This is a genomic window from Streptomyces sp. NBC_01260 (genome assembly GCF_036226405.1).
In the GTDB taxonomy this organism is placed as follows: domain Bacteria; phylum Actinomycetota; class Actinomycetes; order Streptomycetales; family Streptomycetaceae; genus Streptomyces; species Streptomyces laculatispora.
Map to the genome: position 1 here is coordinate 5,281,808 of NZ_CP108464.1, position 13,391 is coordinate 5,295,198.

Annotated in this window: 11 protein-coding genes; 10 read left to right on the plus strand and 1 reads right to left on the minus strand. The window is 71.6% G+C overall.

Annotated elements, in window-relative coordinates; all coding sequences use genetic code 11:
• Nucleotides 1-228: 228 nt before the first annotated feature.
• Nucleotides 229-510 (plus strand): HU family DNA-binding protein, encoded by a 282-nt coding sequence (locus OG322_RS23425; RefSeq protein ID WP_003968811.1) that lies wholly within the window; start codon nt 229-231, stop codon nt 508-510.
• A 185-nt stretch (nt 511-695) separates the two neighbouring features.
• On the opposite strand, the gene murA is transcribed toward OG322_RS23425, so the two are convergent.
• Complete coding sequence (gene murA, locus OG322_RS23430; protein ID WP_123471398.1) at nt 696-2,036, minus strand: UDP-N-acetylglucosamine 1-carboxyvinyltransferase; 1,341 nt, start codon at nt 2,034-2,036, stop codon at nt 696-698.
• 274 nt (nt 2,037-2,310) lie between these two features.
• Between murA and OG322_RS23435 the strand changes: the two genes are divergently transcribed.
• The 9 genes from OG322_RS23435 to OG322_RS23475 all read left to right on the plus strand — a co-directional run bounded on the left by OG322_RS23435 (nt 2,311) and on the right by OG322_RS23475 (nt 13,340).
• Nucleotides 2,311-2,871, plus strand: a complete 561-nt coding sequence (locus OG322_RS23435; RefSeq protein WP_123471397.1) for a YqgE/AlgH family protein — start codon at nt 2,311-2,313, stop codon at nt 2,869-2,871.
• A 30-nt stretch (nt 2,872-2,901) separates the two neighbouring features.
• Nucleotides 2,902-3,195, plus strand: coding sequence for a DUF3039 domain-containing protein (locus tag OG322_RS23440; protein ID WP_072484142.1), 294 nt, complete (start codon nt 2,902-2,904; stop codon nt 3,193-3,195).
• 230 nt (nt 3,196-3,425) lie between these two features.
• A complete protein-coding gene (locus OG322_RS23445) occupies nt 3,426-4,730 on the plus strand; it encodes an extracellular solute-binding protein (protein ID WP_123471396.1) in 1,305 nt (434 codons plus the stop codon).
• A gap of 2 nt (nt 4,731-4,732) precedes the next feature.
• Nucleotides 4,733-5,707 carry a carbohydrate ABC transporter permease gene (locus tag OG322_RS23450; protein ID WP_123471395.1) on the plus strand — a complete coding sequence of 325 codons (975 nt, stop codon included), beginning with the start codon at nt 4,733-4,735 and terminating at the stop codon, nt 5,705-5,707.
• Entirely contained in the window at nt 5,704-6,552 is an 849-nt protein-coding gene (locus OG322_RS23455) for a carbohydrate ABC transporter permease (protein ID WP_124284136.1), read from the plus strand. Before OG322_RS23450 ends, OG322_RS23455 begins: the two co-directional genes overlap by 4 nt.
• A 4-nt stretch (nt 6,553-6,556) precedes the next feature.
• Nucleotides 6,557-8,191 (plus strand): beta-N-acetylhexosaminidase, encoded by a 1,635-nt coding sequence (locus tag OG322_RS23460; protein ID WP_266411884.1) that lies wholly within the window; start codon nt 6,557-6,559, stop codon nt 8,189-8,191.
• A gap of 309 nt (nt 8,192-8,500) precedes the next feature.
• Entirely contained in the window at nt 8,501-9,397 is an 897-nt protein-coding gene (locus OG322_RS23465; RefSeq protein WP_123471392.1) for an FAD binding domain-containing protein, read from the plus strand.
• On the plus strand, nt 9,394-10,998 hold the full coding sequence (locus OG322_RS23470; protein ID WP_329306876.1) for a 2Fe-2S iron-sulfur cluster-binding protein: 1,605 nt from the start codon (nt 9,394-9,396) through the stop codon (nt 10,996-10,998). The genes OG322_RS23465 and OG322_RS23470 overlap by 4 nt, the downstream gene beginning before the upstream one ends.
• Nucleotides 10,995-13,340: a xanthine dehydrogenase family protein molybdopterin-binding subunit gene (locus tag OG322_RS23475; protein WP_123471390.1), complete on the plus strand. Its 2,346-nt coding sequence runs from the start codon at nt 10,995-10,997 to the stop codon at nt 13,338-13,340. The genes OG322_RS23470 and OG322_RS23475 overlap by 4 nt, the downstream gene beginning before the upstream one ends.
• Nucleotides 13,341-13,391: the final 51 nt, after the last annotated feature.

A 13,391-nucleotide genomic window follows, 5' to 3' on the forward strand; every position in this document is an offset into this window, starting at 1 on the left:
CACCACGACGAGGCAGTGGCGCTTTTCGTGTGACTCCGGAGGGTGCCGGATTGGCTTTCCCGCCGCAGGTGGGGGCAGGATGCTTTCCCAAGGACTTGGTCCGGGGGGAGACCCCACGGGGCGCGAGGGTTCTCAACACGAACCCGAGTCCGGGGACTGTCCGAGGGCCCTGGCAGCATCGGCTTCGATCTCACGCCTCACAGGCAAGAAGAACACGGGAGTAACAACATGAACCGCAGTGAGCTGGTGGCCGCCCTGGCCGACCGTGCCGAGGTGACTCGCAAGGACGCCGACGCCGTGCTGGCCGCGCTCGCCGAGACCGTCGGTGAGATCGTCGCCAAGGGCGACGAGAAGGTCACCATCCCCGGTTTCCTGACCTTCGAGCGCACCCACCGTGCCGCTCGCACCGCTCGTAACCCGCAGACCGGCGACCCGATCAACATCCCGGCCGGCTACAGCGTGAAGGTCTCCGCGGGCTCGAAGCTCAAGGAAGCCGCCAAGGGTAAGTAACACCCCCTTTGCACGACGAAGGGCGGCCACCCCGACCAGGGTGGCCGCCCTTCGTCGTACGGGCCGCAGAACGCCGTTCTGGGCCGCTGAGGGCCATGCGGGCGGGCGCCCGGCCCCGTGACGACGGACGAACGGGGGCCCGGAGCAGTGCCCCGGGCCCCCGTTCATCCGTCCGCCAGTGCGTGTCAGACGAGTGAACCGCCCGGCAGCTCGACCTTCGCGCCGAGCTTCTCCAGCTTGTCCATGAAGTTCTCGTAGCCGCGGTTGATCAGGTCGATCCCGTGCACCCGGGACGTCCCCTGCGCCGCCAGAGCGGCGATCAGGTACGAGAAACCGCCGCGCAGGTCCGGGATGACCAGATCCGCGCCCTGGAGCCTCGTCGGCCCGGAGACGACCGCGGAGTGCAGGAAGTTGCGCTGGCCGAAGCGGCAGTCGGAGCCGCCCAGGCACTCGCGGTAGAGCTGGATGTGCGCACCCATCTGGTTGAGCGCCGAGGTGAAGCCGAGCCGGGACTCGTACACCGTCTCGTGGACGATCGACAGGCCCGAGGCCTGCGTCAGCGCCACGACCAGCGGCTGCTGCCAGTCGGTCTGGAAGCCGGGGTGCACGTCCGTCTCCAGCGCGATGGCGTTCAGCGCGCCGCCCGGATGCCAGAAGCGGATGCCCTCGTCGTCGATCTCGAAGGCGCCGCCGACCCGGCGGAAGGTGTTCAGGAACGTCATCATCGAGCGCTGCTGCGCCCCGTGGACGTAGATGTTGCCCTCGGTCGCCAGCGCCGCGGACGCCCAGGAGGCGGCCTCCAGGCGGTCCGGGATGGCCCGGTGGGTATAGCCGTCGAGACGGTCGACACCGGTGATCCGGATGGTCCGGTCGGTGTCCATGGAGATGATCGCGCCCATCTTCTGCAGTACGCAGATGAGGTCCTCGATCTCCGGCTCCACGGCCGCGTTGGACAGCTCGGTGACACCCTCGGCGAGCACGGCCGTCAGCAGCACCTGCTCGGTGGAGCCCACCGACGGGTACGGCAGCCGGATCTTGGTGCCGCGCAGCCGCTGCGGGGCCTCCAGGTACTGGCCGTCCGCCCGCTTCTCGATCGTCGCGCCGAACTGGCGCAGCACGTCGAAGTGGAAGTCGATCGGCCGGCCGCCGATGTCGCAGCCGCCGAGCCCCGGAATGAAGGCGTGGCCCAGCCGGTGCAGCAGCGGGCCGCAGAAGAGGATCGGGATGCGCGACGAGCCCGCGTGGGCGTCGATGTCGGCGACGTTCGCGCTCTCGACGTGGGTGGGGTCGAGGATCAGTTCGCCCGGTTCGTCACCCGGACGGACCGTCACGCCGTGCAGCTGGAGGAGCCCGCGAACCACCCGTACATCACGGATGTCGGGCACGTTGCGCAGTCGGCTGGGCCCGCTGCCGAGCAGCGCGGCGACCATTGCCTTCGGCACCAGGTTCTTGGCGCCTCGGACGCGGATCTCGCCCTCCAGCGGGGTTCCGCCGTGGACAAGCAGGACATCGTCTGTGCCGGTCATGAATCTCGCGTTCCGGAGTGGTCGGGCAGGGGGCCAATCGAAAGGGTAATGGCCGTGCGCCCCCCTTCCGTAAGAAGGCGGGTGGTGTGCGAACGTCATGAAACCGCCACACCACGCTCCGCATCCTGGATCTTGCGGAGGGTCACCGTCCGGATGGGCGTCCGGCTGTGCGCTCCTTGTGCACCCGTGCGCCCTGAGCTGCGCTCGGGCACCCAGGGCGACGACCGGGGCACTTGGCCCCCGCGAAAGCCGAAGATGCGGGATCATTTCTGGCATGACCGAGGTGTCCTCGCTCACAGGGCGGCTGCTCGTGGCCGCACCCGCCCTGGCGGACCCGAATTTCGACCGCGCGGTGGTGCTGCTCCTCGACCACGACGAGGAGGGCTCGCTCGGCGTGGTCCTGAACCGCCCGACCCCGGTCGGCGTCGCCGACATCCTCGCGTCCTGGGCCGGTCTGACCGGTGAGCCCGATGTCGTCTTCCAGGGCGGCCCGGTCTCCCTCGACTCGGCGCTCGGTGTGGCGGTGATCCCCGGGAGCGAGGGTCCTCTCGGCTGGCGCCGGGTGTACGGGGCGATCGGCCTGGTGGACCTGGAGGCGCCGCCCGAGCTGCTGGCCGCGGCCCTCGGCTCGCTGCGGATCTTCGCCGGTTACGCGGGCTGGGGGCCCGGACAACTGGAGGCGGAACTCTCCGAGGGCGCCTGGTACGTCGTCGAGTCGGAGCCGGGGGACGTCTCCTCGCCGCGCCCGGAGAGCCTCTGGAGAGCCGTCCTGCGCCGTCAGCGCAGCGAACTGGCCATGGTCGCCACGTACCCGGACGACCCTTCGCTCAACTGATCCCCCGGGCTTTCAGTACGCTTGGCGGTTATGAGCACTCTTGAGCCCGAGCGCGGGGCAGGTACGGGAACCCTCGTGGAGCCGACGCCACAGGTGTCGAACGGCGACGGCGACCACGAGCGCTACGCCCATTACGTCCAGAAGGACAAGATCATGGCGAGTGCCCTGGAGGGCACCCCCGTGGTCGCGCTGTGCGGCAAGGTCTGGGTACCGGGGCGCGACCCCAAGAAGTACCCGGTGTGTCCCATGTGCAAGGAGATCTACGAGTCCATGGGCGCCGGCGGCGACAAGGACAAGGGCAAGGGCGGCAAGGACAAGAAGTAGTCCGCAGCAGCAGAACCGACCTGTCCGGGAGAACCCCCGGGGCACGCAGCCGCGTGCCCCGGGGGTTCTTCGCCGTTCCGGGCCCGCCGGCGTTGCGCGGGCCGCGTCCCCGGGTCACAGAGTGGTTGAGACCACTTGTCGGCGACTTCGTCTGGACCTACCCTCCTGCAAGTTGTGCAGAACGAAACGAGCGTTGCGCATGGTGCAACGCCTACCGGTAGGGGTCCCGGATGAAGCTTTCTGCCCGAATCGCCGCCCCGGCTGCGGCGCTTGTGCTGGCGGGTCTCACCGCCACCGCCTGCGCGCCGCAGACCTCCGACACCGGCGCCAAGGGGGACGAGAAGACCGGCACACTGCGCGTCTGGCTGTTCCAGGAGGTGGGCAACAAGCCCAAGGAGAAGGTCGTCGACGCCGCGGTCGCGGACTTCGGGAAGGCCCACAAGGGCGCGAAGGCCGAGATCGAGTACATCCCCGTCGAGACCCGCGCCCAGCGCGTCAAAGCCGCGTTCAACGACCCCAAGAGCGCCCCGGACCTGATCGAGTACGGCAACACGGACACCGCCGGCTACGTGAAGGACGGCGGACTGGCCGATGTCAGCGCCGAGTTCGGTGCCTGGGCGGACGCCGAGGACACCGACCCGACCGCCAAGCAGTCCGTGACGGTCGGCGGGAAGGTCTACGGGGCCCCGCTCTTCGTCGGCGTCAGGGCGCTGTACTACCGCACCGACGTCTTCGAGGACTTGGGGATCGAGGCGCCCAAGTCCCAGGCGGAACTGATCTCCACCGCGAAGAAGATCCACCGAGAGAAGCCCGGCCTGTACGGACTCGCGGTGGGCGGCGCGTACACCTACGGCGCGATGCCTTTCATCTGGGCCAACGGCGGCGAACTGGCCGACGGGAGCGGCGCTTCGTACAAGGCCGCCATCAACAGCGAGAAGGCCCGCAAGGGCATCGCCGCCTACACCTCGCTCTTCGGCGACGCCAACTGCCCGGCCGCCAAGTGCGCCGCCATGGGTGGCAACGCGACCGTCACCGCCTTCGCCTCCGGCAAGGCCGCCATGGCCATCGGCGGCGACTTCAGCCACGCGGCCGTCGAGGCCGGCACGGTGAAGGGCAAGTACGCGGTCGTGCCGCTGCCGGGTGTGGCCGAGAACTCCGTCGCCCCGGCGTTCGCGGGTGGCAACAACATCGGCGTGCTGAAGAGCAGCGAGCACCGCACCCTCGCCGTCGACCTCATGAAGTCGCTGACCGGCAAGCGGACCCAGGCGAAGATGTTCGACGCGATGGGCTTCCTGCCGACGTACACGGACGTGCTGGCCGCGGCCGCGAAGAAGGAGCCGTTCGTCGAACCGTTCGTCAGGACCCTGGGCGCGGGCGCCAAGTTCGTCCCGGCCTCGCCGGCCTGGGGCCAGATCGACTCCTCGCTGATCCTGCCGACGATGTTCCAGGAGATCGTCAGCGGCCGCAAGGACGTGGCCGGCGCCTCGGACGACGCCGCGAAGAAGATGGACGCCGCGTTCGCCGACGCGGGCTGACGATGACGGCGAACAGCACGGCGTACAAAACGTCCCGCGCACCCGGAGCGGACGGGAGTGCCCCTCGCCCGCTCCGGCGCCGCCCCGCGGCCTCCCCGGCCCGGCGGTCCGGCTGGACCCCCTGGCTCTACCTCCTGCCCGCGCTCGTCCTGCTCGGCGGGCTGCTGGTCTACCCGATCTACCAGCTCGGCCTGATCTCCTTCCTGGAGTACACCCAGGCCCAGGTGAGCGGCGGCGAACCGGCCACCTTCCAGGGGTTCGGCAACTACGCGACGCTCTTCCACGACAGCCAGTTCTGGCAGGTGCTGCTGGCCACCCTGGTCTTCGCGGCGCTCTGCGTGCTGGCCACCCTGCTGGCCGGCTGCGCACTGGCCGTCCTGCTGACCCGGGTGCGGGCCCTGCCGCGGCTCGCGCTGATGATGGCCGCGCTCGGCGCCTGGGCGACCCCCGCGATCACCGGCTCGACCGTCTGGGTCTTCCTCTTCGACGCCGACTTCGGACCGGTCAACCGGGTGCTGGGGCTCGGCGACTTCTCCTGGACGTACGGGCGCTACAGCGCCTTCGCCCTGGTGCTCCTCGAAGTCCTGTGGTGCTCGTTCCCGTTCGTGATGGTCACCGTGTACGCGGGCATCCGGGCGATCCCCACCGAGGTGCTGGAGGCGGCTGCGCTGGACGGCGCCTCGCAGTGGCGGATCTGGCGGTCGGTCATGGCGCCGATGCTGCGGCCGATCCTGATCGTCGTCACCATCCAGTCGATCATCTGGGACTTCAAGGTCTTCACCCAGATCTACGTCATGACCAACGGCGGCGGCATCGCCGGCCAGAACCTGGTGCTCAACGTGTACGCGTACCAGAAGGCGTTCGCGTCCTCGCAGTACAGCCTCGGCTCGGCGATCGGCGTCGTGATGCTGGTGATCCTGCTGGCGGTCACGCTGGTCCATCTGCGCCTGGTGAGGCGCCAGGGGGAGGAACTGTGAGCCCGCCGTCCCTGTTGCGCGTCCGTCGGCCGGGCCGGCTCGCCGCCGAGGCGGTGGCCCTGCTGATCGCCGCCGCCGTGGCCTTCCCGCTGTACTGGATGGTGCTCTCGGCCATCAAACCGGCCGGCGAGATCCAGTCCACGCACCCCAGGCCGTGGACGCTCTCGCCGTCCCTGGACTCCTTCCGCCGGGTCTTCCAGCAGCACGACTTCGGGCGCTACTTCCTCAACAGCCTGCTCGTCGCCGGCACGGTCGTCATCGTCTCGGCGCTGATCGCCTTCCTGGCGGCGACGGCGGTGACCCGGTTCAGATTCCGCTTCCGCACCACCCTGCTGATCATGTTCCTGGTGGCGCAGATGGTGCCGGTCGAGGCGCTGACGATCCCGCTGTTCTTCCTGATGCGGGACTTCGGCCAGCTCAACACCCTCGGTTCACTGATCCTGCCGCACCTCGCCTTCTCACTGCCGTTCGCGATCTGGATGCTGCGCGGCTTCGTCAAGGCCGTCCCGGACGCCCTGGAGGAGGCGGCGTACATCGACGGCGCGAGCCGCGCCCGCTTCCTGTGGCAGATCCTCTTCCCGCTGGTCTTCCCGGGCCTGGTGGCGACCAGCGTCTTCTCGTTCATCTCGACCTGGAACGACTTCCTGTTCGCGAAGTCGTTCATCATCAGCGACACCTCCCGGTCGACGCTCCCGATGGCTCTGCTGGTCTTCTTCAAACCCGATGAGAACGACTGGGGCGGGATCATGGCAGCCTCGACGGTGATGACCGTTCCCGTGCTGGTCTTCTTCGTACTCGTACAGCGACGCCTGGTCTCGGGACTGGGCGGAGCGGTTAAGGACTGACGTCATGGACATGGACCTGATCCCGGCACCGGTGCGCGTGGGTGACCGGGGGCGGTGCGGATTCGTCCTGGATCCGTCCACCACCATCACCGCGGCCCCCGGCACCGAGACCACCGAACGCTGGCTGCGCGCCACGCTCGGCGCCGCCTTCGGCCTGTCGCTCGCACCGGGCGGCGAGGGCGCCGCGCGCGCGATCCGGCTGCGGACCGACCCGGCCCTGGAGCCAGAGGGCTACCGGCTGACCACCCAGCCCGACGAGAGCGTCGTGATCACCGGCGGCGGTCCCGCCGGAGTCTTCTGGGGTGCCCAGACGCTGCGTCAGCTGCTGGGACCGGAGGCCTTCCGCCAGGCGCCCGTCAACGGCGGCGCCCGGACCGGCTTCGGGTTCACGGACATCGAGGACGGCCCGCGCTTCCCCTGGCGCGGCATGATGCTCGACGTGTCACGGCACTTCATGCCCAAGACCGACGTCCTGCGCTACCTCGACCTCCTCGCCGCCCACAAGCTGAACGTCTTCCACTTCCACCTCACCGACGACCAGGGCTGGCGCATCGAGATCAAGCGCTACCCGCGCCTGACCGAGGCCGGCTCCTGGCGGTCGCGCACGAAGCACGGCCACCGGGCCTCCGAACTCTGGGACGAGACCCCGCACGGCGGTTTCTACACACAGGACGACATCCGCGAGATCGTGGCGTACGCCGCCGCCCGGCACATCCGTGTCGTCCCCGAGATCGACATCCCGGGGCACTCGCAGGCGACCATCACCGCCTACCCGGAACTCGGCAACACCGACGTCATCGACACCACCGCCCTCTCCGTCTGGGACAACTGGGGCGTCACCCCGAACGTACTCGCCCCCACCGACACCACCCTGCGCTTCTTCGAGGGCGTCTTCGAGGAACTCCTCGAACTCTTCCCGGCCGCCACCTCGCCGTTCATCCACGTCGGCGGCGACGAGTGCCCCAAGGACCAGTGGAAGCAGTCGCCGACGGCCCAGGCCCGCATCAAGGAACTCGGCCTGGCCGACGAGGACGAGCTGCAGTCCTGGTTCATCCGCCACTTCGACAGCTGGCTCACCGCACGGGGCCGCCGCCTCATCGGCTGGGACGAGATCCTGGAGGGCGGGCTCGCCGAGGGCGCGGCCGTCTCCTCGTGGCGCGGCTACGCGGGCGGCATCGCCGCCGCCGAGGCCGGGCACGACGTCGTGATGTGCCCGGAGCAACAGGTCTATCTGGACCACCGTCAGGACGGCGGCCCCGACGAGCCGATGCCGATCGGATACGTCCGCACCCTGGAGGACGTCTACCGCTTCGAACCCGTTCCGCCGGGCCTCTCCGAGGAGGCGGCCCGGCACATCCTCGGCACCCAGGCCAACGTCTGGACCGAGGTCATGCAGAACCGGGCCCGCGTCGACTACCAGGTCTTCCCGCGCCTCGCCGCCCTCGCCGAGGTCGCCTGGTCGGCCCTGCCCGCCTCCGAGGAACGGGACTTCGCCGGCTTCGAGCGGCGGATGGCCACGCACTACGCGCGACTTGACGCGCTGGGTGTCGACTACCGGCGGCCGGGCGGTCCGTTGCCGTGGCAGCGGCGGCCCGGCATCCTCGGACGCCCGATCGAGGGAGCGCCCCCGCTCGTGTGAGCCCGCGCGAAGGGAGCGGTTCCCGCCGCGGCGGGAACCGCTCCCTTCCGAGCCCTCTCCCGGTCCTCCCGCACTCTCCCGTGGGACGGAATAAGTCGTACAAGCTTCGCTGAATAGTGGCAATTCACACTCTGCGCAGAAGAGGTGCGAATCGGGATCATCCCCCTGGCCAGGGACGGATACTCCCTTCGCGGACCCTCGCGTCGGGCCGGTCCGAAGATGTGCCAGAGTTGCCACGTCCAGGCTTTGAGCACGTACCGTACGGCGAAACAGACGGGACAGCCGGGACACCGGGAAGGGGCAGCTGGGTTGACCACGCAAGCACCGCAGGCGGCGCAGTCCGTCACGCTGCCTGCCTCGCTGGACGAGGCCGTGGCGGCACTCGGCGCCATGCCTGCCGCCGTCCCCGTGGCAGGCGGCACGGACCTGATGTCGGCTGTCAACAAGGGCCTCCTGCGCCCCTCCGGGCTGGTCGGCCTCGGCCGGATCAGTGAACTCCGGGGCTGGCACTACCAGGACGGCCACGCCCTGCTCGGCGCCGGACTCACCCACGCCCGCATGGGGCGCCCCGACTTCGCCGCCCTCATCCCCGCCCTGGCCGCGTCCGCGCGCGCCGCCGGCCCGCCCCAGATCCGCAACGCCGGAACGCTCGGCGGCAACATCGCCACCGCCGCCCCGACCGGCGACGCCCTGCCGGTGCTCGCCGCGCTGGAGGCCGAGCTGGTCATCGCGGGACCCGGCGGCGCCCGCCGTGAGATCCCGGTCTCGCACCTGCTGGCCGGCCGCGAGATGCTGGAGCCCGCCGAACTGATCGGCTTCGTCCGCGTTCCCCTGCTGCACGCCCCGCAGGTGTTCCTCAAGGCGACCGGACGCACCGGCCCCGGCCGGGCCACCGCCTCCGTCGCGATCGTCCTCGACCCGGCCCGGCGCGGAGTGCGCTGCGCGGTCGGCGCCATCGCGCCGATGCCGCTGCGGCCGCTGGAGGCCGAACGCTGGATCGCCTCGCTGATCGACTGGGACGGCGAACGGGGCCTGGCGCCCGACGCGCTGGCCGCCTTCGGCGAGTACGTCGCCGCGGCCTGCATCCCGGACGAGCCACCGCCCGCCGACGGGGGAGAGGCGCCACCGCTGTCCCCCGCAGTACTGCACCTGCGGCGCACCGTCGCCGCGCTGGCCCGACGCGCGCTGGGGAGGGCACTGTCGTGAGCAACGAGAACCACACCGAACAGCACGGGGGATGGGAGCCGACCCCCCAGAGCGGCGAGTACGACGCCGACGCGACCGCCTTCGTCCACCTGCCGCCCGAGGACCTGGCGAACATCCCGCTGGCCGCGCCCGGCCAGGGCTACGTACCGCCGATGATCCTCCCGCTGACCCCGGCCGCCGGGCTCGACCCCGCGGCCACCGGCAGCTGGGCCGCCCAGACACCGGACCAGCGGGCCCAGCCGGAACGCGGCACGCAAACGGAGCGGCCGGCCCCCGAGGCGGTGCACTGGCCGGACCCGAACCAGCAGCAGACGCCGTACGGATACCCGCAGACCCCGCACCAGCCGCAGGCGTCCGGGGAGCAGTATCCGGACCGGTACCGCGAGAACCCGGCCGACACCGGCCAGTGGAACTTCGCCGAGTCCGCCGAGGCCACAGGACACACCGGCCAGTGGCAGATCCCGGTCGCCGACGGCGATCTCCCGGAGGAGTCCGGCGAGTTCTCGGCCTCCGCGCTGGCCGCCGGCTGGTACGCGGAGCGGACCCCGCCGGCCACCCTGCCCGGCGGCGCGCCCGCGCCCTGGGCGACGCGGGAGCCGGAGCCCGCGGCCGGGGACGACACCCCGCCGCAGGGGACGGACCCCGGCGGGGCACCGGACGCGCCGGACGGCGCCGCGGAAGGGGACGTGGACGCCGCCGCGCCGCTCCCGGAGCCTTCCGACGGCGCGCACGAAACCGCGCACGACGCCGCGCACGAAGTCCCGCCGGAGGCGACCCTCCAGGACGCGCCGCAGCACGGCACGGAGCACCCCGGCACAGCCGAACCGGTCGCCGAGGCGGCACCGGACGCCGGTACGGCACCGGATGCCGAGGCCACGGACGCCGAGTCGGCGCCGGAAGCCGAGGCCGCGGACACCGGTGCCGTGGACGCCGATGCCATGGACCTCGGCGCCGCGGACCCCGACGCCGCCCCGGCCGCTGCCCTCGACCTGCCCAGCGAGCACCCCTCCGCCTCGTACGTGCTGCACGTGAACGGCGCCGACCGCCCCGTCACCGACGCCTGGATCGGCGAGTCACTGCTCTACGTGCTGCGCGAGCGCCTCGGCCTCGCCGGTGCCAAGGACGGCTGCTCGCAAGGTGAGTGCGGCGCCTGCAACGTCCAGGTCGACGGCCGTCTCGTCGCCTCCTGCCTGGTCCCCGCGGCCACCGCGGCGGGCAGCGAGGTCCGTACCGTCGAAGGTCTGGCCGTCGACGGCGAACCGTCCGACGTCCAGCGGGCGCTGGCCGACTGCGGCGCCGTCCAGTGCGGCTTCTGCATCCCCGGAATGGCCATGACCGTCCACGACCTGCTGGAGGGCAACCACGCCCCCAGCGAGCTGGAGACCCGCCAGGCGCTCTGCGGCAACCTCTGCCGCTGCTCCGGCTACCGCGGCGTGCTCGACGCCGTGAACGAGGTCATCGCGGGACGCGAGGCCGCAGCCGAGGCGGCCTCGGCACCCGCCCCGGAATCCGCGGAACAGGACGAGGCCCGCATCCCGCACCAGGCGGCCCCCGGCGCGGGTAGTGTGCAGGCCCATCTGCAGGACGGAGGCATGGCGTGAGCAACGACGCAGCCACCGCGGCCGGCGCGACCCACACGGCGATCAGCATCCCTTCACTGGACGGCCCCGACGGCTCCGGGACCGAGCAGCCGCTGCTCGGCCTGGGCGCCTCGCTGCCGCCTGCCGACGCCCGCGCCAAGACCGAGGGCACCTTCCCGTACGCCGCCGACCTGTGGGCCGAGGGACTGCTCTGGGCGGCCGTGCTCCGCTCTCCGCATCCCCATGCCCGCATCCTGTCGATCGACACCTCGGCCGCGGTCGAGATGCCGGGCGTACGAGCGGTCGTCACCCACGAGGACGTCCCCGGCGAGAGCGCCTACGGACGCCGCGTCGTGGACCGCCCCGTCTTCGCCTCCGACCTGGTCCGCCACCACGGCGAGCCGATCGCCGCGGTCGCCGCCGACCACCCCGACACGGCCCGGCTGGCCGCCGCCGCCATCGCCGTCGAGTACGAGGTGCTGGAACCGGTCACCGACCCGGAGAAGGCCTTCGCCGCCGAACCGCTGCACCCCGACGGCAATCTGATCCGCCACATCCCGCTGCGCTACGGCGACCCGGAGATCGTGGGCGAGGTCATCGTCGAGGGCCTGTACCGCATCGGCCGCCAGGATCCGGCGCCGATCGGCGCCGAGGCCGGACTCGCTGTACCCCGCCCCGACGGCGGCGTCGAGATCTACACCGCCTCCACCGACCCGCACACCGACCGCGACCTGGCCGCCGCCTGCTTCGGCCTCGAACCGGACCGGGTGAAGGTCGTCGTCACCGGCGTCCCCGGCGCGACCGGCGACCGCGAGGACCCCGGATTCCAGCTCCCGCTGGGTCTGCTCGCCCTGCGCACCGGCTGCCCGGTCAAACTGGCCGCCACCCGCGAGGAGTCCTTCCTCGGCCACGCGCACCGCCACCCGACCCTGCTCCGCTACCGCCACCACGCGGACGCCGAGGGCCGTCTGGTGAAGGTCGAGGCGCAGATCCTCCTCGACGCGGGCGCGTACGCCGACTACTCGTCCGAGTCGCTGGCCGCCGCCGTCGCGTTCGCCTGCGGCCCCTACGTCGTCCCGCACGCCTTCATCGAGGGCTGGGCCGTCCGTACGAACAACCCGCCGTCCGGCCATGTCCGGGGCGAGGGCGCGATGCAGGTCTGCGCCGCGTACGAGGGCCAGATGGACAAGCTGGCCGCCAGACTCTCCATCGACCCGGCCGAGCTGCGGCTGCGCAACGCGCTGTCCACCGGCGACATCCTGCCCACCGGCCAGACCGTGACCTGCCCCGCCCCCGTCGCCGAACTCCTGCGTTCGGTAAGGGACTTCCCGCTCCCCTCGCTCCCCAAGGACTCCCCGGAGGACGACTGGCTGCTCCCGGGCGGCCCGGAGGGCGCGGGCGAGCCCGGCGCGGTGCGGCGCGGGGTCGGCTACGCGCTCGGCATGGTCCACATGCTCGGCGCCGAGGGCGCCGACGAGGTCTCCACGGCCACGGTCCGGGTCCACGACGGGGTCGCCACCGTCATCTGCGCCGCGGTCGAGACGGGCCAGGGCTTCTCGACGCTGGCCCGCCAGGTCGTCCAGGAGACCCTGGGCATCGAGGAGGTCCATGTGGCCTCCGTCGACACCGACCAGCCCCCGGCGGGCCCGGCCACGCACGGCCGTCACACCTGGGTCTCCGCCGGAGCGGTCGAACGCGCCGCGAAGATGGTCCGCACCCAGCTGCTCCAGCCGCTGGCCCACAAGTTCGGCATGTCCACCGAGCTGCTCCAGATCGCCGACGGCAAGATCACCTCGTACGACGGGGTGCTGTCCACGACCGTCACCGAGGCGATGGACGGCAAGGAGCTCTGGGCCACCGCCCAGTGCCGCCCGCACCCCACCGAGCCGCTCGACGAGTCCGGCCAGGGCGACGCCTTCGTCGGCCTCGCGTTCTGCGCGATCCGCGCGGTGGTGGACGTCGACATCGAACTCGGCTCGGTCCGCGTCGTGGAGATGGCCGTCGCCCAGGACGTCGGCCGGGTCCTCAACCCGTCCCAGCTGGCGACCCGGATCGAGGCGGGCATCACCCAGGGCATCGGCACCGCGCTGACGGAGAACCTGCGCACCGCGCGCGGTCTGATCCGGCACCCCGACCTGACGGGCTACGCCCTGCCGACCTCCCTCGACGCGCCGGACATCCGCATCGTCAGACTCGTCGAGGAACGCGATGTGGTGGCCCCCTTCGGCGCCAAGCCGGCTTCCGCGGTCCCCGTGGTGACCTCCCCGGCCGCGGTGGCCGCCGCGGTCCGCGCGGCCACCGGCCGCCCGATCAACCGCCTCCCGATCCGGCCCCAGGCAGCCGTCGCGGCCGCCAAGTCCTGACCGCCGCCGGACACACGGAAACCGCCCGCCCCTGCGGACGAGGGGCGGGCG

Excerpts from the sequence above, each read along its gene's own strand:
- OG322_RS23425 (WP_003968811.1), top strand. The coding sequence starts at position 229 with ATGAACCGCAGTGAGCTGGTGGCCGCCCTGGCCGACCGTGCCGAGGTG.
- murA (WP_123471398.1), bottom strand. The coding sequence starts at position 2,036 with ATGACCGGCACAGACGATGTCCTGCTTGTCCACGGCGGAACCCCGCTG.
- OG322_RS23435 (WP_123471397.1), top strand. The coding sequence starts at position 2,311 with ATGACCGAGGTGTCCTCGCTCACAGGGCGGCTGCTCGTGGCCGCACCC.
- OG322_RS23440 (WP_072484142.1), top strand. The coding sequence starts at position 2,902 with ATGAGCACTCTTGAGCCCGAGCGCGGGGCAGGTACGGGAACCCTCGTG.
- OG322_RS23445 (WP_123471396.1), top strand. The coding sequence starts at position 3,426 with ATGAAGCTTTCTGCCCGAATCGCCGCCCCGGCTGCGGCGCTTGTGCTG.
- OG322_RS23450 (WP_123471395.1), top strand. The coding sequence starts at position 4,733 with ATGACGGCGAACAGCACGGCGTACAAAACGTCCCGCGCACCCGGAGCG.
- OG322_RS23460 (WP_266411884.1), top strand. The coding sequence starts at position 6,557 with ATGGACATGGACCTGATCCCGGCACCGGTGCGCGTGGGTGACCGGGGG.